The following is a 22255-nucleotide window of genomic DNA, read 5'->3' as shown; positions in this document are numbered from 1 at the left end:
CCGGGCGTCCGCGTGTGCCGCTGCGCTGTGGATTTCGGCCGACACAGCGAGCGGTAGGTGTGGGTTAGAAGCGGGCGAAAGCCCCTGTAAAGCGGACACCTACCATCGTGAACTCGAATTGTCTCGTGCGGGATAAAAACCTTCTGATGGTGTGCGACACCGATCGCCCACGAACGGAAACCGCGTGCGAACTCGAGCGGTGTCGAGACCCTCGTCGGAAGCGGTGTGGCGCAATCTTCGATCCGAGGCCGCCGTTTCACGCCTCCGGACTCGCGCCGTCGCCGAGTTCCTCGAGCGGAGGGACGACGCCGAGTTGCTGAAACAGTCCGAGTGCGTCGTAACTCGTCCACATCTCGACGATCCGCCCGTCCTCGACGCGATACTGCTCCATCCCCGACACCGAGACGCGTTCGCCGGTCGGCGCTATTCCCATGAACTCGCCCTCGTGGGTGCCGCCGGCAGTGTATCGCAACGCGACGATACCGCCCTCGGCGACGATCGATTCGACCTCGTATTCGACGTCCGGAAACGCCGCTCGATACGTTTCGACGTACTCCCTGTAATCGTCGCGTCCTCGGGATTCGCCGTCAGTCGACGGATCGTGCAGGACGAAGCCGTCCGCAAAGAGTTCGTCGATGGCGTCGAGATTCCCCGCCGTCCAGATCTCCTCCGGATCGCGTCGCACCAGTGCTTTCGGTTCTGTCGTCATTCTGTGGAACACCTCGTACCGTCGGCCTCCTCGAGTCCGGAGCACGACCGCGTCCCGAACCGTCGGTCTCATCGAAACGGCTCGACGACGTACCACGAACCGGTTTGTAAAGGCCGCCCTATCACGTGCGTGGCGCTTTCCGGACGGCGCTGTCTTACTGCCGAGGGTTCTCCGGTTCGCCTTCGTCGCCCCGGTCCGACTGCGACGCGGTTTCGGACACGAGTAACGCGCCGAGCACCCCGACGACCGAGACGATCAGACAGAGAATCATCACCCCGTCGAAGCTGTAGACGAACGCCTCGCGAACCACGCGATGGATCTCCCCGGCGGCTTCGGGCGCGATCCGACTCAGCTTCGCCTCGGCGGCGCTCGAGCCCGAGAGCAACCCGCGGATCTCCGCCCGGTCGGCCGCGTCGAGCGTGGCACCGGCGTTGCCGAGCAGCGTCGCGAGCCGCCGCGTCTCGAGCGCCTTGAACAGCGCACCGCCGATCGCGATGCCGAAGACGACGCCCAGAATCCGGACCATACCCAGGATTCCCGAGGCCGCGCCGGCTTTCGAATCGTCGACCGCCGCCATGCCCGCCGTGCTCGAGACGGAGTAGGCCACGCCGAGCCCGACGCCCATGATCGCCAACGCGACGAGCATGAGCAGCGGTCCGCTCGTCGGCGTCGTCAGGGTCAACAGCAGAAACGCGCCCGTCATGACCGCCATTCCGCCCGCCATCGCCGACCGCGGGCCGACCCTGTCGGCTATCTCGTTCGATTTCGTTTCGAAGATGACCAGCGGTACGGTGAACACGACGAACACGAGTCCCGTGCGCATCGGCGAGTAGCCGAGCACGTTCTGGAGGTACAGCGTGAGGAAGAACAGCAGCGCCCCGATTCCGAAGTTGGACGTGAACCCGACCGCGTTCGCGCCGAGGTAGCTGCGGTTGATGAACAACCCGAGATCGATCAACGGATCGTCGACGCGCGATTCGACGAACGCGAACAGCGCGAACAGGACGACCGAACCGGCTACGGACCCGATCACGAACGGGGACGTCCATCCGAGCGTGTCGCTCTGTTGAATGCCCAACACCAGCGCCACGAGCGCGGCGGTGACGGTGACCAGACCGACGAGATCGACGTGATCCTCGACGGTCTCGTCGCGCGACTCGCGGACGACCGCGAGCGTGATGACGACCATAATCGCCGCGACCGGGACGTTGAAAAAGAAAAACCACCGCCACGAGAGGGTCTCGGTGAGGAAGCCGCCGACGAGCGGCCCGACGGCGAGCCCCAGTCCGCTGACGGCGGCCCACATCGCGATCCCCTTCCCGCGCTCTTCCTTCGGGAAGGCGTTGCTGACGATCGGCAGCGAGGCCGCGAAGAATCCAGCGGCACCGACTCCCTGAACGACGCGCGCACCGATGAGCCACCAGTCGGTCTGGGCGAGGCCGCACAGCGCGGACGCGCCGGTAAAGATGCCGATCCCGACGAGGAGTATTCGGCGTCGACCGAAGATGTCGGCCAGCCGACCGAAGGCGACCATCGACGCCGCAAAGGAGAGCAGATAGGCGTTGATCGTCCACTGCAACCCCGTCGTCGAGGTGCCGAGATCTCGGCCGATAGTCGGGAGCGCGACCGTGATCCCGTTGAAGTCGATCGTGACGAGCACCATTGCCAGACCCGTCGCGGCGACCACCCACCACTTTCGGTTCTCCTCGGTGATCGCCGATCGGTTGCGGAGTCGCCGCGGCAGCCAGCGCCGCGCCGGCGCGTTCGGCCCCTCGGTCCGTAACGATTCGTCCACTTGCCGTCGCTCGTCTGTTCCCATGGTACGCTCCGACTCGCGACAGAACCAGCGTGTCTCCGATCCCGAGGGAGTCACGCACTGTACGCTCACAGTCAGCATCTACCTTCCGTCTGTCACGATACTGGACGGTCACGAGCGCGGCCGTAGCCCGCTCGCACGTCGCGTATCCACCCGTCGATCGCGAACGCCTCGAGCGCCGAATCGCCGGTGTCGAGCGACCGATACTCGTTTTGCGGTTCGCCGAGCATCACACCGTATGACCATCACGACCGTGTTGTTCGATCTCGACGACACGCTCTATCCGTACCCGCCGTGCAAGGAGGCGGGGATGGACGCGGCTCGAGCGACCGCCCGCGACCGGGGCTACGATTTCGACCGGGAGGCGTTCGAAGAATTCTACCGGACCGGCCGTCGGGAGGTAAAGCGCGAACTCGTCGGAACGGCCGCGACTCACGAGCGGTTTCTGTACTTCAAGCGCGCGCTCGAGGAACGGACGGGCGAACCCAGAGCCGGCGACGCGCTGGCGCTGGGCGAGGCGTTCTGGGAGGGCTACGTCGACGAGATGGCCCTCTTTCCGAACGTCGAGGAGACGCTCGAAACGCTGCAGGACGCGGGAGTCGACGTCGCCATCGTCACGAATCTCACGACGCGCATCCAACTCGAGAAGATCGATCGGCTCGGACTCGAGCCGTACATCGACCTGCTGTTGACCTCCGAGGAGACGGGCCGAGAGAAACCGGGTTCGGTCATGTTCGCGCTGCCCCTGGCGCGCCTCGAGTCTCGACCGTCGGAGGCGGTCATGGTGGGCGACAACGTCGAGGCGGACGTCGTGGGCGGCAACGCCGCGGGGCTCGAAACGGTGTTGTTCAACGGCGGTGACGGCGATGGCGCCGACGTGGACCTCGAAGGCCGCCGAGCGCCCGACCACAGGATGGATGCATTCGGCGATCTAACGGAGGTGGTACTGTGAACCTCGAGACCCAGCGGCGAGCGGTGGTCGAGCACGCGCCGGAACTCGCCGCGTTGACGCCCGGGCGAACGGGCAACCTGAGCGTTCGCGACGGCGCCACCGGCGACGCCTTCGCGGTCACGCCGACCGGCGTCCCGTACGACAGTTTCGACGCCGCGGACGTCCCCGTCGTCGGCGTGGACGGCGAGCAACGCGACGGCGAGATGGCCCCGAGCAGCGAGGTGCCGATGCACGCCGCGATCTACCGGCGCGAGGACGTCGGCGCGATCGTCCACACCCACTCGCCGTGGTCAACGACGATGGCGGTCGCCCACCAACCGCTGCCGCCGATCCACTACATGATCGTCGCGGTCGGAAAGCGCGTGCCAGTCGCCGAGTACGCACCGTACGGGACCGACGCGCTCGCCGAGAACATCGTGGCCGCGATGGACGCCGACGCGACGGCGACGTTCATCGAAAACCACGGGCTCGTGGTTACTGCGTCGGATCTCGAGACCGCCCTCGAGAACACCCACCACGTCGAGAGCCTGGCGCGACTGTACTTGCAGACGACGGCTGCGGGGCTCGAACCGCGGACGCTCTCCGACGAGCAGTTGGAGACGGTGCTCGAGAAGTTCGAGTCGTACGGGCAGTAGTTTCGAGTTTCAGTTCAGCTGTCGTCTCGGAGATGGAGAGGGGTGGGATCGCGACCACCTCGAAAGCCCCCGACGGGATCGAGTCGGGGGTGTCGCTGCGCTCCTCACTCGCTTCGCTCGCTACGGTGCTTGCTCTGCGAGACGCTGCACGTCTCGCTGCCCCCTCGCTCGCTTCGCTTGCGAGGACGTCGTCCGCCTTCCTCGAACTCGTCGGCTCCTTTCAGTCCCACCCGCAACCGCGCCGCTCACGGGTCACTTCGTTCCCCGTTCGCCTCCTCGAGGCGCTCCCGACGCTCGCGCCTCGTCCTCCCCATCCGACTCGTTCGCGTCGCTTACTCGTCCCTCGCGGTTCGACGAGGCGTTCTCGCGGTCACCCGAACGCCTCGCCAGCGCGCCGCGCGACCCGGACAGAGTACCGTTCTCGACAAGACGTGAGAGGACGTTCACTGCCCAACAGGCGAACGCAGACTAGTCTCGGTCGGCCAGCAGGTCGCTCGCGGTCACGAGCGCCTCCATCTCGACGCCGGCGTCCTCGACGTTCTCGCGGCCGCCCTCCTCGCGGTCGACGACGACCAGCGCGCGGTCGACGGTCGCGCCAGCCTCCCGGAGCGCCTCGATGGCGTCTACGAGACTGGTGCCCGTCGTCACGATATCCTCGACGACGACGACCTCCTCGCCCTCCTCGAGTCGGCCCTCGATCAGGTTCCCGGTGCCGTACTCCTTTCGCTGCTTGCGCGCGATGACGTAGGGGACGCCGGCCGCGACGCTGGTCGCCGCGGCGAGGGGTACGCCGCCGAGGGCGACGCCGCCGAGTTTGTCGTCCGCGCTCAGGCGCTCGGCGAAGGCGTCGGCGACGGCCTCGAGACAGCGCGGATCGGTTTCGAAGAGGTATTTGTCGACGTAGTACTCGCTGGTGCCGCCGTGGGAGAGTTCGAACTCGCCGAACTCGACGGCTTCGGCGTCGCGAAGGGCATCGATGAGTGCCTGATTCGTCATTGCTCGAAGGGGCGCACCGAACCGAAATAAGCGGTGTGGAACTGTACGGGGCGGCGCGCGAACGCGAATCGTCCACCGTGTGCTTCGAACGGGCGCATCGGGAACGTAGATTTTTGTTGATTCCGGTGAGAGTAGCGTGTGATGACACCATCTCGCGCACCCGAACCACATCCCGACGTCAAGGTCTTTCTCGAGAGGTACAACTCGCTCGACGCGCCGTCGTTCGACGAGGTGTCGGCTCGGGAAGCCCGCCAACTGTTCGACGACCTGGGTCTCGGCGGTGAGCCGACGATCGACCTCGAGTCGGTCACGGACCGGCGAATCGACGGCCCCGACGGCGACCTGCCGGTCCGCATCTACGAGCCCGGAACGGCCGGCGAGGATCGCCCGCTGGTGCTCTACTTCCACGGCGGCGGCTGGGTCATCGGGGGCGTCGACACGCACGACGGTACCTGTCGAAAACTCGCCGCCGAGTCCGGTTATCCGGTCGTCAGCGTCGACTACCGACTCGCGCCCGAGCACCCGTTTCCCGCGGGGCTCGAGGACTGTTATGCGGCCCTCGAGTGGGCGGCCGACGCGGCCTCGGAACTGGCCGCGGATCCGGATCGAATCGTCCTCGCGGGCGACAGCGCTGGCGGTAATCTAGCGGCGGCGACGGCCCTGCTCGCTCGCGATCGCGGCGGGCCGGCGGTCGCCTACCAGTTGCTGATTTACCCCGTAACGGGAACCGCGAACGAAACCGAATCCTATCGCGAAAACGACGAGGGCTACTTCCTGACGGCTGACGAGATGGCGTGGTTCCGCGAGCACTACTTCGGGCGCGAGATCGACGAGGGGAACGTCTACGCGATGCCGCGGCTCGCGAACGACCTCGCTGCACTCCCGCCGGCGACGATCATGACCGCCGGCTTCGATCCGCTCCGGGACGACGGCGCCGCCTACGCCGACCGGCTCGAAGCCGCCGGCGTACCGGTCACCTATCGCAACTACGACGACATGATCCACGGCTTTTTCGGGATGATTTCGGAGCCGGTGGACCTCGACCGTGCCCACGCGGCCTACGACGAAGCCGTCGACGATCTGCGACGCGCGCTCGAGTAGTAGTTGCGGCGCGCTCGAGTAACGGTGCCGTCGCCGTTCCCCGCGCTCGAGCGAACCCAAAACTGACTAACCGCTGACCCCCCTCACGGACGGTATGCACGTTTCTATCGTCGGCAGCGGGTACGTCGGGACGACGGTCGCCGCCTGCCTCGCGGATCTCGGACACGACGTGGTCAACGTCGAAATCGACGCAGAGACCGTCGAGACGATCAACGCCGGCGAGGCACCGATCCACGAGTCGGGTCTCGAGGAACGGATCGCCGAGCACGCCGGCACGAACCTCCGGGCGACGACCGACTACGCCGCGGTTCGCGAGACCGACGTCACCTTCCTCTGTCTGCCGACGCCGCAGGCCGACGACGGCAGCCTCGATCTGGCGATCATGCAAGCCGGCTCCGAGTCCCTCGGTCGCGCGCTCGCCGAGAAGGACGACGACCACCTCGTGGTCGTCAAGAGCACGGTCCTTCCGGGCACCACCCAGGACGTCGTCGGCCCGATCCTCGAGACCGAATCCGGCACGCGGATCGGCGACAGCCTCGAACTCGCGATGAACCCCGAGTTCCTCCGGATGGGGACGGCCGTCGAGGACTTCCTCGAACCGGACAAGGTCGTCGTCGGGGCGACGAGCGAGGGCGCGGCCGCGACGCTGCGCGAACTCTACGCCCCGATCGTCGCGCGCGAGGGGACGAATCTCGTCGAAACCGACATCCGCGAGGCGGAACTCATCAAGTACGCCAACAACGCCTTCCTCGCCTCGAAAGTGTCGCTGGTGAACGAACTCGGCAATATCGCCACGGAGTACGGCGCGGACGCCTACGAAGTGCTCGCGGCCGTCGGTCTCGACGACCGCATCTCCGAGCGGTTCATGCGCTCGGGACTGGGGTGGGGCGGCTCCTGTTTCCCGAAAGACGTCGACGCCCTGCGAGCCGGCGCTCGAGCGCAGGGATACGACCCCGAACTGCTCGACGCCGTCGTCGCGGTCAACGACGCCCAGCCCCGCCGACTGGTCGATCTGCTCGCCGAGCACGTCCCGCTCGAGGGGGCTCGCATCGCCGTACTCGGGCTGTCGTTCAAGCCCGGCACCGACGATATCCGCAAGTCTCGCGCGCTCGACGTGATCGAGTCGCTCCAGGATCGCGGCGCGACGGTCGTCGCCTACGACCCGGTTGCGATCGAGAACGTTCGGCCCGCGTATCCCGACGTGGAGTACGCCGAATCGGCTGTCGACGCGCTCGAGGGTGCCGACGGCGCGGTCGTCGCGACCGACTGGCCCGAGTTCGACGACCTCTCCTTCGAGGGGATGGCACGGCGAATCCTCGTCGACGGTCGCCGGATCGACGTCGACACGGACGAACTCGACGTCTACGAGGGACTCACCTGGTAATCACGATCGATCCTCCGCAGGTCGATCACTGGTCAATCAGTACGTTTTTGCGTTCTGGCAGAAGAATACCTGTCGATGGACAATGACGTGGCTCACGCGAACTCGGACAGTTCGATCGGTGATGGTGGAGCAGTCACCATGACCAGTGAGACGCGTGAGATCGCCTCCAACGAGGTCTGTATCCTCATTCCGACGCTCGACGAGGCGGCCACGATCGGCGACGTCATCGACGACTTTCACGAGGCGGGGTACACGAACGTCTTCGTCGTCGACGGCGACTCGAGTGACGAGACGCGCGAAATCGCCCGCGACCGCGGGGCTCACGTGCTCGTCCAATCCGGCGACGGGAAGGGGCAGGCCGTCCGCGAGGCGCTCAGGTATATCGACGTCCCCTACGTGGTGATGGTCGACGGCGACGGGACCTACGAACCGGCCGACGCGGACACGATGATCGAGCCCCTCTCGCGGGGGTACGAACACGTCATCGGCAACCGATTTGCCGACATGGACGACGACGCCATGCGCGCGCTAAACGGCATCGGCAACCGAGTGATCAACCGCTCGTTCCGGTTCATTCACGGCGCGGACTACGACGACATCCTCTCGGGCTACCGTGCGTTTACCGTCGACTCGTTCGATCGGCTCTCGCTCGATTCGGACGGGTTTACGCTCGAGACGGAACTCGCGGTCGAGTGCGTCAAACACGGGATCGACACCACGGTCGTCCCGATCAGTTACAGCGCCCGCCCGGAGGAGTCGGAGACGAACCTCCATCCGCTCAGAGACGGCGGGACGATCATCCTCGCGCTGTATTCGCTCGCCAAGACGAACAATCCGCTGTTTTACTTCGGCAGCCTCGGTGCCGGCGGGATCGTTTCCGGCGGCGTCATCGCGTCGTACGTGCTCTGGCAGTGGGTCCAGTACGGGCAGGGCCACGAGATCATGGCCATGGCGTCCGCGGCCGCGATCTTACTCGGCGTCCAGTTGCTCATGTTCGGCGTGCTCTCCGATATGCTCGTCACGCTGCATCGCGAGCAGCGACGCCGTCTCGAGCAGATCACGCGAAAGACTCGAGAGCCGGATCACTTGGATCGGGACGACGACGACCCGTAACCACGGTCCTCAGAACGGAAGCATCGACCGAACCTGCTGGAAGACGCCGCCGGAGTTATTCCGCCGATACTCCTCGAAGGGTCCGTGAAGGTCGTTTAACAGTTCCTGTCGGGACCGGAACTCCGCGGTGTCGACGTCCGCGAGTATCTCACCCAGCGCGACGTCGCTTCCGTGGACGTCGTAGGGGATCTGTTTGTGACCGAGTTCGGCCGCGACGTCGTCTTTCGTCGCTGGGAACGAGAGATCAGCGTCTTTGAGACGCGCGTCGACGGCGGCGATACCGAACTCGACACTCTCGGGTTCATCGTCGTCTCCGCTCGAGGGTGGTCGGACTCCCATGGGAACGGATACTGCGTCCGATAGCAAAACCGCTACGAAGACGTCCTCGCTGCCGACACGCATTTCCCGCCGGCGACAGAGTATCGTGTATGACGGAATATACGACGGTTTCGATCCCGAAGGACCTCGCCGAACGCGTCGAGGAGACGATCGAAGGGACGAGTTTCCAGAGCACGAGCGATCTCGTTCGGTTCCTGCTTCGCAGTATCGTCATCCAACACCAGAAGGAGGGCGAACTCACCGAAGCGGAGTTCGAGGAGATCACCGAACAGCTTCGCGGACTCGGCTACCTCGAGTAGCGGATCCGAACCGAACGAGACCGACGACTCCGGACCTCGCCCCGGCATCGACAGGGTGGGTCGGTATCCGTCTCGAGCGCCCGAGGGTACGATGGAGGTCGAGACGCATGCCACACATTCCCGACTTTCCGTCTCCGACGGACGACGACGAGGACGGTCGAGAGTCGAATCGCGGGAGCATCGTCGATCGAATAATCGGTGGCAACGGACCAGCAACACCGGGCAACTGAACGAATCGCGAGCGGGTCTTCCCCGTTCCGGTGCGCTCACGCGCACGTTCTTTCTTTCGTGATTCGTGACCGCCCATCCCGTTTTACGTGACCGTCAATCGGCGAACGCGCGTCTAGCCCGACAGCGACTGGTCCGGCGGTTGGGCGTCGATAACTTCGAGCGGCTGGCGTTGACCGCGGCGGTCGAAGGCGGCGAACGACCGGTCGTCGAGTTCCCACGGCGGGACGGCGACGAAGATCACTTCAGCGAGGTCGTCTCGCCTGGTCACCTCGAGTTCCCTGATCGGATGGGAGACGAACTGGCCCTGGGTCTGGAGGGCGGGCGTCGAGAGATTGACGCCGAAGACGGCGTTGACCGGGTTTTCGGGATCGGGGAGGAAGAAATCCGTGAACACCGGCGTCTCGGGTCGTAGACCGATCTCGGAGCCCTCGAGTTCGCCCGCCGGGGTGACCGAGACGCCCGTCGTCACGCGATTCGGATCGCCGTCGCTGGCCAGGTCGAGTAAGACGTCGACGAGCGCCTGCGTGATGTAGACCACGATAGCCGTACTACGAGAGGATCGTAGTTAGATGTGTCCCACGCCGGCCTCCTCGTGATAGTCGCGGCGCTATCGAAAATCGGTATCGCGCTAGACGGGAAGCAATTGCCGGATCATCGTCGCGTACAACCGGGGCGTGTGGCGTCGCGAGTTCGCGAGCGCGTCCTCGAGCGCCGTCGCGGCGTCGGTCGTGATCCCGGGACCGTGACCGACGAGGATGCGCTCCGGGGCGAACCCGCCCAACTCCTCCCGTGGTGGAACGGGGCGGCGCATCGGGTGGACGCCGAGTCGTTCGTTCCCGGCCAGAAAGTACGACGTGGTCCCGACCGACTCGGGAACGAGGAGCGTTCCGTCGTCGGGATCGTAGAGGGCGACTTCCTTCCAGAAGCGGTTGTCGACTACAGTGTGGGCCTCGAGACCGGTATTCGACAACTCGCCCGAAAAGCGGGCGACCGGGGCATCGATCTCCTCGGTGACGCCTTCGAAGCACCTGGGAAGGTAGACCGGGACGTCGTGCCGGTTCGCGATCTCGGCGGCGTCGCGCTTGTGGCGATCGAGCAGGATGGCGACGCCGGCCACGTCGCCGAATTCGGCGAACAGGTCGTCGATCCCCTCGGCGTCGACGGGGTCGAAGACCCAGACCTCGCCGTCGATCTCGAGGGCGTGACTCGCCCGTTCCATCGCTTCGTCCGGATGGGCGATCCAGCCGACGCCGTCGTCAAAGCGGTCGATCTCGAGGAAGTCGGTCGCGGATTCGTCGGCGCGAAAGTTCATACCGGGACGCTACGGTCGCGGGACGCATAAACGTGGGATCGGAATTTCTCCGACTCGAGGCACACCGTTGATGTCCCGATCCTGCTGTCTGTACCGGCTGTGCTGTCGGCGACGCGTTGCTACGCTGGATGGCACCGATTGTGAGGTCACGGCGTTGCTGAACGTCGCTGTACACTATACGTGCCAACCTTTTGCTCTGCGCTCCCTCGCTGGCGCTCGGTCGCTCGGCAAAACGTTGATGAAAAGCACTCCTCCCTCCCCTACGGGTCGGTCGTCGGCCCGTTCGCTCCCTTTGCTCGCTCGCGGTGAGTGCACCGTTCTTCGCCTATACTGACCGCTGAGATGACAACCGATCACGCCGCGGCGGCGTCGACAGCGTCGAACTCGCCGGACGACGGTCGAGACGCCAACGGACAGCCTCCGGCCGACAGTATATGGCCCTCCCGCGAGTATGTGCGGGCATGCTCACTGGGCTGTCCTGGCTCGCACTCGAGGCCAAGTATCTCGAGCCCGCGCGGACGTTTTACGAGGAGCACCTGGAGATGACCGTTCGCGAGCGGCGACCCGACGAACTCGTGTTCGCGGCCGGCGAAACCGACCTCGTGGTGCGACGGCCCGACGGCTTCCCGCGGGGCGGCCTCCACACCCACTACGCGTTTTCGATCCCGGTCGCGGAGTACGACGATCGGTGGGACCGGCTGAGCGACGACTACGACCTCGAGGAAGCTCGGTTCGGCCCTTCGAAGTCGCTGTATCTGTACGATCCGGACGGCAACTGCGTCGAACTCGGCCAGCAGGACGTCGACGGGCCGGGAATCGCCGGCATTTTCGAAGTCGTGCTCGAGGTCGAATCGCTCGAGCGCGCGGCGTCGTTCTACGCCGACCTCGGATTCGAGACGGTCGATACCGGTGAGAGCCGGAAGCGCGTCCGCATGAACGGACCGATGGCGCTCGAGCTCTGGGAGCCACATCTGGGTATCGCGGATGCACGCGGCGGGGTCCACGTCGATCTCGGATTCGAAACCGAGGAGCCGAAACGGGCGCTCGAGGCGGTTCGCGATCGTGTCCAATCGGTCGAGCGAGAGACGACCGAGACGGTGGTGGTTCGGGACCCGGACGGGCATTTCCTGACGTTTACGGCCTGAGCGTCGCGTTCTTCGTACGCGAGCCGATTTCCGCTCACCTGCAAGCTCGCCGCTTATCGACGCCAGCGCTGTCCGTTCAAACGGATCGCCAATGACCATCGACTCAATAGAAGACCTCTTCGAATCCGGCCTCCAGCACGCCTATCACACCGAACAGCGCCTCGTCGACGCCCTCGAGGACCTCGAGCAGACCTCCTCGAACGAGGACCTCAAGAGCGGGTTCGCCGAGCACCGCGAGGAGACGCAGGTGCACATCGACCGCATCGAGGAGGTGTTCGCCCAGCTCGACGCCGAACCGCAAGCCGAGGAAGACCCCGTCGTCGAGGGGATGATCGAGGCCCACGAATCGTTCATGAGCCAGGACCCCAGCGACGAGGCTATCGATCGGTTCAACATCGCCGCCGGCCAGCACTCCGAACACTACGAGATTTCGGTCTACGGGAACCTCATCCCGATGGCCGACCAGCTCGGGATGGACGACGCGGCCGACACGCTCGAGGAGACGCTGCGCGAGGAGCAGGACGAACTCGAGACTCTCTCGGAGATGGGCGAGGAGTTCGATTACGGCGAACTGGAAGCCTCGAGCTAGCGGATCGAACGCGTCGCGTCCGGATCGGTCGAAGTCGCACTTTTTCGCGTCGGGCGAGGACTCGAACAGTCGCTCGTGGTACTCGCGACGGCCTCGCGCGCTATCGTCGGCCCCCGCTCCGATCTCAGAGTCGATCCGTACTCACGTCGACGCCCGGCGGCGTCACGATCAGGAAGCCGCGAAAGTGGACGAGACTGCCGCCGGACTCCTTGACGTCGCGGGCGAAACTCGAGGCCAGTTCGTTGACGTCGCCCTCGACGTTGAGCACGAGGACGTTCCCCTTCGAGATCGCCTCGAACCACTCCTCGGACGGGGTCGTTCCGTCGAGCATCCCGAGGACGATACTGCCCTCGATATCGAGTTCCTCGTCGATGTGTTCCTCGACGGTTCGAAGGTCGAGGTCGAAGTCGCTCATACCGGGTGGATCGAACCGGGACGAGAAAAACGTTCGCCTCCAACCTGTTACCGAGGGCCTCCGCGCTGTGTGGCGCAGCCACCAGCACGGCAGACCGCAGCGCAAACGGTTGATCAAAAGCCTCCTCCCCCTGCTTCGAGCGCGAGCGCTCTCCACATCGGTTGTCGGCCCGCTCGCGGAAGCACCCCCCTAAACTCCGTCTACGCAGAACGACACCTGAACGCCGTCTACGCGACGACTAGTCCTGCGGGAACTCCTTGTGGAACCCGCGGAACTCGGTGTGATGGGCCTCCTCGTCGGACAGGATCGTCACCGCGACGTCCTCCGTGACGGGATCGTTCGCCTCCGAGGCGGCCTCGTGGAGCGCGCGATAGGTTTCGATCGCGTCGTCCTCGGCCTCGATGACGCCCTCGATGACCGACTGCACGTCCGTCGTGTCCGCGGGCGGCTGGAGGCTGTGCTGGTTGGCCTCGAACGCCTCCGATCCCGGCGGCGACTGATCGAGTTGCTTCAACCGCTCGCCGAGCATCTGTGCGTGCCCGAGTTCCTCCTGGACGTCCTCCTCGAGGCTCACTTTGACCTCTTCGGCGTGGACGCCGTCGAGGACGATGGCGTTCGTCAGGTAGTTCATCACGGTCTCGAGTTCGTCGATGTAGGCCTCCGTCAGGAGGTCGGTAATTTCGTCGGTCGTCATGCTCGAGAGCCTACCACGGCGATCGCCAAAATCGTGACACCCGCGCGTGCCTGTGCGATCGACTGCGAGACGGTTGCTGGTGCGCAGACGAGACGATGACGGTGCACGGACGAGACGGTGATGGCGCGCAGAGACGCGATGAGCGAATCGCGTCTCGAACCGCGAGCGTTAGCGCGGAACCGGAGGTTCCGCGAACCATCCGAACGGGTGCTTCGCACCGTGAGGAGAAATCGGCTGGGGAGGACGTGGAAACCGTCGTTGCCAGCGCGTACGGGACGTTCGTCCGGAGACCGCTCCCGCCCCTCGCCCGGAGACCGCTCACCGCTTCTCGGATCCGTCGTCGCTCCTCCTCGAGTTCGTCGCGCTACGCCGCGTCTTTGGTTCTCGACTCCGTACACTCTTGTCCGTTCCTGCCCAACCGTCTCCCATGCGCGACCTCGACGACACGGACCTCGAGATCCTCGAACTCCTCCTCGAGAACGCCCGCCGACCGTACAACGAGATCGCCGAGCGGGTCGATCTCACGCCCCCGGCCGTCTCGGATCGCATCGCCCGCCTCGAGGAGCAGGGACTCATTCGGGGGTTCACGATCGACGTCGACCGGGAGAAACTTCGGGGTGACGTCCCCGTCCTGATCGAACTCGAGGCGCGACCCGACGCGGTGGACGAGGTTTACGCCGGCGCGACCGAACTGCCGGGCGTCGACACGGTCGCCGAGGGGATGGACGGCCGCGTGATCGTCCGCGCGACGCTTCCCGACGCGACCGCGCGCTCGTGGCTCGAGTCCGAGATCGACCTCGAGTCGCTGTCCGGCTACAACGTCACGCTACTCGCGCGCTCGGATCGGGTCGCCGGCCTCTCGGCGGGCGGCTTCTCCCTCGAGTGCGTCGTCTGTGGCAAGGAGATCACCGGTGACGGCGTCACGGCGACGGTCGGCGGCGAGGTGAAGACGTTCTGCTGTCCCTCCTGCGAGGATCGGTACGTCAGCGAGTACGAGGACCGTCGGGACGCGCTCGAGTAGTGGGTATCAACGTCCTGCGTTCGTCCCGACCGACAGCGGGGGTCCGCCCGTCGGGTATTCGAGCGACGACGGGGTGCTATTGCGCCGTCCGGAGCCCGCGTATCTCCATAATCGTTCACTAATATTCGGTCTTGAAATTCATTCTGGCATTCACTCCGCTTCGGGCATCACGTCCTGACCGAACGTCCACCGAGTGCGCGCGCCAGCGCTGCGAGGGGTATCGGACCGAGAATGGGCCGATAATCGAGCCGAATCGAACGACGAACGGCGGCCGCTTCGAGCGGACGCTGGTATGATAATAGGATCTGCGAACTCTATTAGGTCGTTGATGTCGGGTGGTTTTCCGACTTCGACGAACCCGTGTGTGTGGCTATCACGCCTGGGGCCGGTGGTCACAGCGCCAGGTTTATATATCACGTCGCACGTCGGAATCAGATACAATGTCTTCACAAGACAACCCGTCCTCTGACACCAGTCAGGGGGGTCGAGTTCTTCCAGGGCACGTTAGATTCCACTGACGAAATAGAGTCAGCACGTGTCTTTGATACCACTCTCCGGGATGGTGAACAATCACCCGGAACGTCGTTCTCCTACGACGACAAACGGCAGATCGCCTCCGTTCTGGACGACATGGGAACCCACGTCATCGAGGCTGGATTCCCGGTCAACTCGGACGCGGAGTTCGAAGCCGTTCGTGATATCGCGTCATCGACCTCGACGACGACGTGCGGATTGGCCCGCGTCGTCGATGGGGATATCGAGGCCGCACTGGATTCCGGTGTGGAAATGGTTCATCTGTTCGTCAGCACCAGCGACGTTCAGATCGAGGATTCGATGCACAGCACTCGAGACGAAGTCGTACAGCGCGCAGTCGACTCGGTCGAACGCGTCAGCGAGTCGGGAACGACCTGCATGTTCTCGCCGATGGACGCGACGCGAACCGACGAACAGTACCTGATCGACGTGATCGAGGCGGTCACGGAGGCGGGCGTCGACTGGATCAACGTTCCGGACACGTGCGGCGTCGCCACGCCGACCCGGTTCAAAGCACTAATCGAGAAGATCCGCGCCCACACCGACGCGCGGATCGACGTTCACACGCACGACGACTTCGGACTGGCCACCGCGAACGCGCTGGCCGGCATCGAAGCGGGAGCCGATCAGGCCCAAGTTTCGGTCAACTCCATCGGCGAGCGGGCCGGCAACGCCGCCTACGAGGAGTTCGTGATGGCCGTCGAATCGCTCTACCAGACCGATACGGGGATCGATACGACCCGCATCACTGAACTGTCGGAGATCGTCGAGGAGAAAAGCGGGATGGGGACGCCGGGCAACAAGCCTATCGTCGGCTCGAACGCCTTCTCTCACGAGAGCGGCATCCACGCTGCCGGCATCATCGAGAACTCCGACACGTTCGAGCCCGGTGTGATGACTCCCGAGATGGTCGGTGCCGAGCGCCAGTTCGTCATGGGGAAACACACCGGCACGCACTCGGTCCGCAAACGCCTGTTCGAGTGCGGGTTCGAACCCACGGACGATCAGGTGCGAGCGGTCACTCGCCGAGTCAAGGACTACGGCGCCGAGAAGCGCCGCGTCACCGTCGATGACCTGGAGCGCTTCGCCACCGAAGCCGGCGTCGAACGCCAGCGCGAAGAGGAGGAGGTGCGCGCCTAAGGGATGTCCGTCCCGTTTGCCACCGTCCGCGAGCCCCTGCTGTGGCGCTCGAGCGGTTCACCCCCCGAGACTCGCAAAGGTTATATCCCTCGAGAAACCTACGTCAGTAGTAATGACGGTCCGCGCTTCGCCGTCGACTCGTACGCACACGGTCGACAGCAGCGCGTTCGCCCAGATTCGTATTGTAGGGGCGACTACGCCCCACTTCTAGTTCCTCGTCACTCGCGATCGGAATTCGTCGCATCGTTTTCACAGCGACACGCAATCCAGCAGATGACATCACACCAGACACCCAGCGTCAACCCCACGAATCGCCGTACTGCGGCGGGAGGTAATCGATGAGCGAACGTGCAGCCAAAATTACCCCAGCGGACGGAGAGGAACAGGACGACGACCAAATTACCGATAGCGCAACGCCGGACGCGGTCACCGAGGTCGACACCGATGCTGATGCGGGTTCGGAGCCGACACCGAAGCCAGTTACGACGGGTGCCGAGTCCGTCATCCGCGCACTGGAGAACGCGGGCGTCGAGTACGCCTTCGGCGTGCAAGGCGGTGCGATCATGCCCGTCTACGACGCCCTCTTCGATTCGGACATCTACCACGTGACGATGGCTCATGAACAGGGCGCAGCCCACGCGGCCGACGCCTACGGCATCGTCTCGGGAGAGCCGGGTATCTGCCTGGCCACGTCCGGTCCGGGCGCGACCAACCTCGTCACGGGCATCGCGGACGCCGACATGGACTCGGATCCGCTGGTCGCCCTCACGGGCCAGGTTCCGACGGCGTTCGTCGGTAACGACGCCTTTCAGGAGACCGATACGACCGGCGTCACGACGCCGGTCACGAAGGACAACTCCTTCTCGTCCGATCCGGACCGCGTCGGCAGCGACGTCAGCGAAGCCTTCGCGCTCGCCCGCGAGGGACGGCCGGGACCGACCCTGGTCGATCTGCCCAAAGACGTCACGAAAGCCGAGACGGACCGCGAACCCGACGAGCCTCGAGTTCCTGAGACCTACGAGGTCCAGGAGCGGGCCGATCCGGAGATCGTCGCGGCCGCGGCCGAACGCCTCGAGAACGCCAACCGGCCCGTTATGCTGCTGGGCGGCGGCGTGATCAAGGGCGAGGCCAGCGAGGCCTGCCGCGAGTTCGCCATCGAACACGAGATTCCGGTCGTCACCACGATGCCCGGCATCGGATCGTTCCCGGAGGACCACGAGCTATCGATGGAGATGGCCGGCATGCACGGCACCGGGTACGCCAACATGGCGATCACCCACTGCGATACGATGCTGGCAATCGGGACGCGATTCGACGATCGCCTGACCGGCGGCATCGAAACCTTCGCGCCCGACGCGGAGCTCATCCACGTCGACATCGATCCCGCCGAAATCTCGAAGAACATTCACGCGGACTATCCGCTGATCGGCGACGCCGAAACGGTCGTCGAGCAACTGCGCGAGTCGGTTACCACGTCGCCCAAAGCGACGAAGTGGCGCGCCCAGTGCCAGCAGTGGAAGTCCGACTACTCGATGGCCTACGACGCGCCCGAGGACGAACCCGTGCAACCGGAGTTCGTCGTCGAGGCGCTCGACGAGGCCACCGCCGACGACACCATCGTCACGACCGGCGTCGGCCAGCACCAGATGTGGGCCTGCCAGTACTGGACGTACACCGAGCCCCGAACGTGGGTCTCGAGTCACGGACTCGGGACGATGGGGTACGGCCTGCCCGCGGCGATCGGCGCGCGATTCGCGGCCGACGACGACCAGGACGTCGTCTGTATCGACGGCGACGGCTCGTTCCTGATGACGCTGCAGGGACTGTCCGTCGCCGTTCGCGAGAACCTCGACATCACGGTCGCGGTGCTCAACAACGAGTACATCGGAATGGTCCGGCAGTGGCAAGACGCCTTCTTCGAGGGCCGTCACTCCGCTTCGGACTACCACTGGATGCCCGAATTCGACAAGCTCGCGGAAGCCTTCGGCGCGGCCGGCTTCCGCATCGACGAGTACGACGACGTCGCGGACACCATCGAGGAGGCGATCGCCTACGACGGCCCGTCCGTGATCGACGTCCACATCGACCCGCAGGCGAACGTCTACCCGATGGTGCCAAGCGGCGGCGACAACGGCCAGTTCGCGCTGGCGGAGGACCAGCTATGAATTCCGAACGAGCGAGCGCTTTCGACTTCGCGTCTTCGCGCCACTCCGGTCAGCGAACCACGGGGTGGTTCGCGTGAAACGCGGACTCGACGGACCGAAGCCCGAAGAGCGACCGACCCCGTCGGGACGGCGCAACGAACAGGGGATTCGCATCGATCCGGAGGTCGAGGCGACGCACACGCCCCGACGGACCGTCATCTCGGCGTTGGTCACGCACGAACCCGGCGTCCTGTCGGACGTCTCGGGGCTGTTCTCGAGGCGGCAGTTCAACATCGAAAGTCTGACCGTCGGACCGACGAAGAACGAGGCCCACGCGCGGATCACGGTCGTCGTCGAGGAACCCGATCCCGGCATCGACCAGATCAAAAAGCAACTTCGAAAGCTGGTGCCCGTCATCTCGGTTCGGGAACTCGAGCCCGACGCGATGCGTCGCGAACTGGCGCTCGTGAAGGTCGACGCCGACCGCCCCGATCGGGTCGCTGCGGTCGCGGAGATGTACGGCGGGAAGACCGTCGACTCGTGCCCGGAAACGGCGACGATCGAGGTAACGGGCGCCCGCCAGAAGATCGAGGCCGCGATCGAGACCTTCAGCCAGTTCGGGATTCGAGAGATCTCCCGGACCGGGACGACGGCGCTCGCTCGCGGGACCGATAGCACGGGCGCGTCCGACTCGGCGTCCACCGCCGACGAAGTATTATCCGCCGAGACGGCGAACCAACAGCGAACGCAATCACCAACCCACTCAACAACCGATGACTGACGAATTCAACACCGAAATGTACTACGACGATGACGCGGACGAATCGTACCTCGCAAACGCCACGGTCGCCGTGCTGGGCTACGGCAGTCAGGGTCACGCTCACGCGCTCAATCTCCACGACAGCGGGGTCGACGTCGTCGTCGGCCTGCGCGAGAGTTCCGCCTCCCGCGAGGCCGCGAAGGCGGACGGACTCGAGGTAGCGACCCCGGTCGAGGCGGCGGCTCGAGCCGACGTCGTCTCCATGCTGGTCCCCGATACGGTCCAGCCGGCGGTCTACGAACAGATCGAACCGGAACTCGAGGACGGCAACACGCTCCAGTTCGCCCACGGGTTCAACATCCACTACAACCAGATCCAGCCGCCCGAGCACGTCGACGTGACGATGATCGCGCCGAAGTCGCCGGGCCACCTCGTCCGCCGGAACTACGAGAACGAGCAAGGGACCCCGGGCCTGCTCGCGGTCTATCAGGACGCGACCGGCGACGCGAAGGGGCGAGCGCTGGCGTACGGTAAAGGAATCGGCTGTACGCGCGCCGGCGTCGTCGAGACGACGTTCCGGGAGGAGACCGAGACCGACCTCTTCGGCGAACAGGCCGTCCTCTGTGGCGGCATCGCCGAACTGATCAAAGTCGGCTACGAGACGCTGGTCGATGCGGGCTACAGCCCCGAAATGGCCTACTTCGAGTGCATGAACGAGATGAAGCTCATCGTCGACCTCATGTACGAAGGCGGACTCGGCGCGATGTGGGACTCCGTATCGGATACCGCGGAGTACGGCGGGCTCACCCGCGGCGACGACGTGATCGACGACCAGGTTCGGGCGAACATGGAAACGGTGCTCGAGCAGGTTCAAAACGGCGAGTTCGCGACCGAGTGGATCGCCGAGAACCAGGCGAAGCGCCCCGTCTACACGCAGCTCAACCAGGCCGAGAAGAACCACGAGATCGAGGAGGTCGGCGAACGGCTGCGCGACCTGTTCGCGTGGGCGGAAGCCGAGACGGAAGACGAGGAAGAAACGGACGACGAACAGCCTCGCGTCCAGGCTGACTGAGAGGTACACGACCCATGACACGACCGACGAACGACCGAACCGAACGCAACGCGGACCGGCGAACGATGGGCGAGATCGACCACACGAACCCCTACACGGGGGAAACGGCCGGTCAGCTGTTCAGCCGCGGCCCGACCGTCGTAACCGACGGCGGTGAGCCGAGCCGAACGCCGGACGATCACCGGCCCTCCGAAAGCGACCCGTCCGCAACCGATTCGAACGGCGAATCCGACGACCAGGAAACGATGAAAGACGTCAACCACACGCCGCCAAAGAACGCCGAGGACACGAACCGCGTCTTCGAGCGCGGGCGAAAACCGAACACGGTAGGAGACGAGGAATGAGTACGGGAACGCTGTACGACAAGGTCTGGGACCGACACAAAGTGACCACGCTGCCGACCGGGCAGGATCAGCTGTTCGTCGGGCTCCACCTCATCCACGAGGTCACGAGTCCGCAGGCGTTCGGGATGCTCCGCGAGCGCGACCTCGAGGTCGCCTTTCCGAAGCTGACCCACGCGACGGTCGATCACATCGTGCCGACCGCCGACCAGTCCCGTCCGTACGAGGAGGACGCGGCCGAAGAGATGATGTCGGAGCTCGAGGAAAACGTCCGCGAGGCGGGCATCGAGTTCTCGGACCCGACGACGGGTGATCAGGGGATCGTCCACGTCATCGGCCCGGAGCAGGGGATCACCCAGCCCGGCAAGACGATCGTCTGCGGCGATAGTCACACGTCGACTCACGGCGCGTTCGGCGCGCTCGCGTTCGGGATCGGCACCAGCCAGATCCGGGACGTGCTCGCGACGGGGACGCTCGCCTTCGAGAAACAGAAGGTCCGGAAGATTCAGGTCGACGGCGAACTCGGACGAGGCGTCGAAGCGAAAGACGTCATCCTCGAGATCATCCGCCGGCTCGGAACGGAAGGCGGCGTCGGCTACGTCTACGAGTACGCCGGCGAGGCCATCGAGAACCTCGGAATGGAGGGGCGGATGTCGATCTGCAACATGTCGATCGAGGGCGGCGCTCGAGCGGGCTACGTCAACCCCGACGAGACCACCTACGAGTGGCTCGAGCAGACGGACTATTTCCAGGAGCGCCCGGAGAAGTTCGACGAACTGAAACCCTACTGGGAGTCGATCCGCAGCGACGAGACGGCGGAGTACGACGACGTCGTCACGATCGACGCGAACGAACTCGAGCCGGTCGTCACGTGGGGAACCACGCCGGGCCAGGGAATCGGCATCACGGAAGCGATCCCGGCACCCGAGGACCTGCCCGAAGACAAACGGGACACGGCGCGACGCGCCCAGGAACACATGCGCGTCGAGCCCGGCGACACGATGGAAGGCTACGATATCGACGTCGCCTTTCTCGGCTCCTGTACGAACGCCAGACTCCCCGACCTGCGCCGCGCGGCGGAACTCGTCGAGGGTCGGCAGGTCCACGACGATGTCCGCGCGCTCGTCGTTCCCGGCAGCCAGCGCGTCCAGAAGACCGCCGAGAACGAGGGGCTCAAGGACACCTTCGAGGAAGCCGGCTTCGAGTGGCGAAACGCCGGCTGTTCGATGTGTCTGGGGATGAACGAGGACCAACTCGAGGGCGACGAGGCCTGCGCCTCCTCCTCGAACCGGAACTTTGTCGGCCGGCAGGGGAGCAAGGACGGACGGACCGTCCTGATGAGCCCGCGGATGGTCGCCGCGGCGGCGATCAACGGGGAGGTCTCTGACGTGCGCGATCTGAAGGAGGTGAATGTGGCATGAGAAGCGAGACGCCACGCATCTCGAACACGCGAGTGGACGGAGTCCGCGACCGATCGGAGCGAACGCCACCGCGGATGCGCGACGCGCCGGAG

At 65.1% G+C, this 22255-nt stretch carries 25 protein-coding genes; 16 read left to right on the top strand and 9 right to left on the bottom strand.

All coding sequences use genetic code 11. From position 1 onward, the window contains the following. Positions 1-256 precede the first annotated feature (256 nt). The 3 genes from DWB23_RS02725 to DWB23_RS23675 form a co-directional block, all read right to left on the bottom strand. Entirely contained in the window at positions 257-709 is a 453-nt protein-coding gene (locus DWB23_RS02725; RefSeq protein WP_121741904.1) for an ester cyclase, read from the bottom strand. A gap of 154 nt (positions 710-863) precedes the next feature. Continuing rightward, the gene (locus tag DWB23_RS02720) at positions 864-2528 is read right to left on the bottom strand and encodes an MFS transporter (protein ID WP_162989728.1); all 1665 of its coding nucleotides are present in this window, start codon (positions 2526-2528) and stop codon (positions 864-866) included. 92 nt (positions 2529-2620) lie between these two features. Further along, entirely contained in the window at positions 2621-2755 is a 135-nt protein-coding gene (locus DWB23_RS23675) for a hypothetical protein (protein WP_275086281.1), read from the bottom strand. 8 nt (positions 2756-2763) lie between these two features. Here DWB23_RS23675 and DWB23_RS02715 point away from each other — a divergent pair, with 8 nt between their 5' ends. Together DWB23_RS02715 and DWB23_RS02710 are read left to right on the top strand one after the other, a co-directional pair. Then, complete coding sequence (locus DWB23_RS02715; protein WP_121741263.1) at positions 2764-3477, top strand: HAD family hydrolase; 714 nt, start codon at positions 2764-2766, stop codon at positions 3475-3477. Beyond that, a complete protein-coding gene (locus DWB23_RS02710; RefSeq protein ID WP_121741262.1) occupies positions 3474-4112 on the top strand; it encodes a class II aldolase/adducin family protein in 639 nt (212 codons plus the stop codon). Before DWB23_RS02715 ends, DWB23_RS02710 begins: the two co-directional genes overlap by 4 nt. Positions 4113-4580: 468 nt before the next feature. Here the strand turns inward: DWB23_RS02710 and pyrE are convergent, their stop codons facing one another. Next, positions 4581-5108 carry an orotate phosphoribosyltransferase gene (gene pyrE / locus DWB23_RS02705; protein WP_121741261.1) on the bottom strand — a complete coding sequence of 176 codons (528 nt, stop codon included), beginning with the start codon at positions 5106-5108 and terminating at the stop codon, positions 4581-4583. Between the two features lie 141 nt (positions 5109-5249). Here pyrE and DWB23_RS02700 point away from each other — a divergent pair, with 141 nt between their 5' ends. The 3 genes from DWB23_RS02700 to aglJ all read left to right on the top strand — a co-directional run bounded on the left by DWB23_RS02700 (position 5250) and on the right by aglJ (position 8706). Then, the gene (locus DWB23_RS02700) at positions 5250-6209 is read left to right on the top strand and encodes an alpha/beta hydrolase (RefSeq protein ID WP_121741260.1); all 960 of its coding nucleotides are present in this window, start codon (positions 5250-5252) and stop codon (positions 6207-6209) included. A 94-nt stretch (positions 6210-6303) separates the two neighbouring features. Further along, complete coding sequence (aglM, locus tag DWB23_RS02695; RefSeq protein ID WP_121741259.1) at positions 6304-7593, top strand: UDP-glucose 6-dehydrogenase AglM; 1290 nt, start codon at positions 6304-6306, stop codon at positions 7591-7593. A gap of 75 nt (positions 7594-7668) precedes the next feature. Further along, complete coding sequence (gene aglJ, locus DWB23_RS02690; protein WP_121741258.1) at positions 7669-8706, top strand: S-layer glycoprotein N-glycosyltransferase AglJ; 1038 nt, start codon at positions 7669-7671, stop codon at positions 8704-8706. A gap of 9 nt (positions 8707-8715) precedes the next feature. On the opposite strand, the gene DWB23_RS02685 is transcribed toward aglJ, so the two are convergent. Beyond that, positions 8716-9045 carry a DUF5789 family protein gene (locus DWB23_RS02685; RefSeq protein ID WP_121741257.1) on the bottom strand — a complete coding sequence of 110 codons (330 nt, stop codon included), beginning with the start codon at positions 9043-9045 and terminating at the stop codon, positions 8716-8718. 89 nt (positions 9046-9134) lie between these two features. On the opposite strand from DWB23_RS02685, the gene DWB23_RS02680 reads away from it, so the two are divergent. Both DWB23_RS02680 and DWB23_RS23670 read left to right on the top strand, forming a co-directional pair. After that, a complete protein-coding gene (locus DWB23_RS02680) occupies positions 9135-9344 on the top strand; it encodes a ribbon-helix-helix domain-containing protein (RefSeq protein ID WP_121741256.1) in 210 nt (69 codons plus the stop codon). Positions 9345-9451: 107 nt separating this feature from the next. Beyond that, complete coding sequence (locus DWB23_RS23670) at positions 9452-9574, top strand: hypothetical protein (protein WP_275086280.1); 123 nt, start codon at positions 9452-9454, stop codon at positions 9572-9574. Positions 9575-9687: 113 nt separating this feature from the next. Here DWB23_RS23670 and DWB23_RS02675 read toward each other — a convergent pair whose 3' ends face one another. Both DWB23_RS02675 and DWB23_RS02670 read right to left on the bottom strand, forming a co-directional pair. Beyond that, entirely contained in the window at positions 9688-10113 is a 426-nt protein-coding gene (locus tag DWB23_RS02675) for a hypothetical protein (RefSeq protein WP_121741255.1), read from the bottom strand. A gap of 90 nt (positions 10114-10203) precedes the next feature. Beyond that, on the bottom strand, positions 10204-10887 hold the full coding sequence (locus tag DWB23_RS02670; protein ID WP_121741254.1) for a hypothetical protein: 684 nt from the start codon (positions 10885-10887) through the stop codon (positions 10204-10206). Positions 10888-11348: 461 nt separating this feature from the next. Between DWB23_RS02670 and DWB23_RS02665 the strand changes: the two genes are divergently transcribed. Together DWB23_RS02665 and DWB23_RS02660 are read left to right on the top strand one after the other, a co-directional pair. Continuing rightward, positions 11349-12032 carry a VOC family protein gene (locus tag DWB23_RS02665; RefSeq protein ID WP_121741253.1) on the top strand — a complete coding sequence of 228 codons (684 nt, stop codon included), beginning with the start codon at positions 11349-11351 and terminating at the stop codon, positions 12030-12032. A 91-nt stretch (positions 12033-12123) separates the two neighbouring features. Then, a complete protein-coding gene (locus DWB23_RS02660) occupies positions 12124-12621 on the top strand; it encodes a YciE/YciF ferroxidase family protein (RefSeq protein WP_121741252.1) in 498 nt (165 codons plus the stop codon). Between the two features lie 124 nt (positions 12622-12745). Here DWB23_RS02660 and DWB23_RS02655 read toward each other — a convergent pair whose 3' ends face one another. Then, on the bottom strand, positions 12746-13036 hold the full coding sequence (locus tag DWB23_RS02655; RefSeq protein WP_121741251.1) for a DUF5779 family protein: 291 nt from the start codon (positions 13034-13036) through the stop codon (positions 12746-12748). A 238-nt stretch (positions 13037-13274) separates the two neighbouring features. Continuing rightward, complete coding sequence (locus DWB23_RS02650; RefSeq protein WP_121741250.1) at positions 13275-13730, bottom strand: ferritin-like domain-containing protein; 456 nt, start codon at positions 13728-13730, stop codon at positions 13275-13277. A 427-nt stretch (positions 13731-14157) separates the two neighbouring features. Here DWB23_RS02650 and DWB23_RS02645 point away from each other — a divergent pair, with 427 nt between their 5' ends. From DWB23_RS02645 to leuC, 7 genes are all read left to right on the top strand, one after another. Then, on the top strand, positions 14158-14751 hold the full coding sequence (locus DWB23_RS02645; protein WP_121741249.1) for a winged helix-turn-helix transcriptional regulator: 594 nt from the start codon (positions 14158-14160) through the stop codon (positions 14749-14751). Between the two features lie 435 nt (positions 14752-15186). Further along, the gene (locus tag DWB23_RS02640; RefSeq protein WP_449289616.1) at positions 15187-16425 is read left to right on the top strand and encodes a LeuA family protein; all 1239 of its coding nucleotides are present in this window, start codon (positions 15187-15189) and stop codon (positions 16423-16425) included. A gap of 338 nt (positions 16426-16763) precedes the next feature. Continuing rightward, on the top strand, positions 16764-18590 hold the full coding sequence (gene ilvB, locus DWB23_RS02635) for a biosynthetic-type acetolactate synthase large subunit (RefSeq protein WP_121741248.1): 1827 nt from the start codon (positions 16764-16766) through the stop codon (positions 18588-18590). A 73-nt stretch (positions 18591-18663) separates the two neighbouring features. Next, positions 18664-19350, top strand: a complete 687-nt coding sequence (gene ilvN / locus DWB23_RS02630) for an acetolactate synthase small subunit (protein WP_121741902.1) — start codon at positions 18664-18666, stop codon at positions 19348-19350. After that, positions 19343-20401, top strand: a complete 1059-nt coding sequence (gene ilvC, locus DWB23_RS02625; protein ID WP_121741247.1) for a ketol-acid reductoisomerase — start codon at positions 19343-19345, stop codon at positions 20399-20401. The genes ilvN and ilvC overlap by 8 nt, the downstream gene beginning before the upstream one ends. A gap of 14 nt (positions 20402-20415) precedes the next feature. Then, the gene (locus DWB23_RS02620) at positions 20416-20745 is read left to right on the top strand and encodes a hypothetical protein (RefSeq protein WP_121741246.1); all 330 of its coding nucleotides are present in this window, start codon (positions 20416-20418) and stop codon (positions 20743-20745) included. Further along, the gene (gene leuC / locus DWB23_RS02615) at positions 20742-22163 is read left to right on the top strand and encodes a 3-isopropylmalate dehydratase large subunit (RefSeq protein ID WP_121741245.1); all 1422 of its coding nucleotides are present in this window, start codon (positions 20742-20744) and stop codon (positions 22161-22163) included. Before DWB23_RS02620 ends, leuC begins: the two co-directional genes overlap by 4 nt. The last annotated feature ends 92 nt before the right edge of the window (positions 22164-22255 follow it).

The organism is Natronorubrum halophilum (assembly GCF_003670115.1).
GTDB lineage: Archaea > Halobacteriota > Halobacteria > Halobacteriales > Natrialbaceae > Natronorubrum > Natronorubrum halophilum.
The sequence above is the reverse complement of the archived record's forward strand: the minus strand, read 5'-3'. Positions and strand labels throughout refer to the sequence as shown.

Bases quoted from the DNA above. Each gene is read 5' to 3' on its own strand.
- DWB23_RS02620 (WP_121741246.1), top strand. From the start codon at position 20,416: ATGACACGACCGACGAACGACCGAACCGAACGCAACGCGGACCGGCGA.
- DWB23_RS02650 (WP_121741250.1), bottom strand. From the start codon at position 13,730: ATGACGACCGACGAAATTACCGACCTCCTGACGGAGGCCTACATCGAC.
- DWB23_RS02700 (WP_121741260.1), top strand. From the start codon at position 5,250: ATGACACCATCTCGCGCACCCGAACCACATCCCGACGTCAAGGTCTTT.
- leuC (WP_121741245.1), top strand. From the start codon at position 20,742: ATGAGTACGGGAACGCTGTACGACAAGGTCTGGGACCGACACAAAGTG.
- DWB23_RS23670 (WP_275086280.1), top strand. From the start codon at position 9,452: ATGCCACACATTCCCGACTTTCCGTCTCCGACGGACGACGACGAGGAC.
- DWB23_RS02715 (WP_121741263.1), top strand. From the start codon at position 2,764: ATGACCATCACGACCGTGTTGTTCGATCTCGACGACACGCTCTATCCG.
- DWB23_RS02720 (WP_162989728.1), bottom strand. From the start codon at position 2,528: ATGGGAACAGACGAGCGACGGCAAGTGGACGAATCGTTACGGACCGAG.
- DWB23_RS02680 (WP_121741256.1), top strand. From the start codon at position 9,135: ATGACGGAATATACGACGGTTTCGATCCCGAAGGACCTCGCCGAACGC.
- DWB23_RS02725 (WP_121741904.1), bottom strand. From the start codon at position 709: ATGACGACAGAACCGAAAGCACTGGTGCGACGCGATCCGGAGGAGATC.
- DWB23_RS02660 (WP_121741252.1), top strand. From the start codon at position 12,124: ATGACCATCGACTCAATAGAAGACCTCTTCGAATCCGGCCTCCAGCAC.
- aglJ (WP_121741258.1), top strand. From the start codon at position 7,669: ATGGACAATGACGTGGCTCACGCGAACTCGGACAGTTCGATCGGTGAT.
- aglM (WP_121741259.1), top strand. From the start codon at position 6,304: ATGCACGTTTCTATCGTCGGCAGCGGGTACGTCGGGACGACGGTCGCC.
- DWB23_RS02670 (WP_121741254.1), bottom strand. From the start codon at position 10,887: ATGAACTTTCGCGCCGACGAATCCGCGACCGACTTCCTCGAGATCGAC.
- ilvB (WP_121741248.1), top strand. From the start codon at position 16,764: ATGAGCGAACGTGCAGCCAAAATTACCCCAGCGGACGGAGAGGAACAG.
- ilvC (WP_121741247.1), top strand. From the start codon at position 19,343: ATGACTGACGAATTCAACACCGAAATGTACTACGACGATGACGCGGAC.
- DWB23_RS23675 (WP_275086281.1), bottom strand. From the start codon at position 2,755: ATGCTCGGCGAACCGCAAAACGAGTATCGGTCGCTCGACACCGGCGAT.
- DWB23_RS02665 (WP_121741253.1), top strand. From the start codon at position 11,349: ATGCTCACTGGGCTGTCCTGGCTCGCACTCGAGGCCAAGTATCTCGAG.
- pyrE (WP_121741261.1), bottom strand. From the start codon at position 5,108: ATGACGAATCAGGCACTCATCGATGCCCTTCGCGACGCCGAAGCCGTC.
- DWB23_RS02645 (WP_121741249.1), top strand. From the start codon at position 14,158: ATGCGCGACCTCGACGACACGGACCTCGAGATCCTCGAACTCCTCCTC.
- DWB23_RS02655 (WP_121741251.1), bottom strand. From the start codon at position 13,036: ATGAGCGACTTCGACCTCGACCTTCGAACCGTCGAGGAACACATCGAC.
- DWB23_RS02685 (WP_121741257.1), bottom strand. From the start codon at position 9,045: ATGGGAGTCCGACCACCCTCGAGCGGAGACGACGATGAACCCGAGAGT.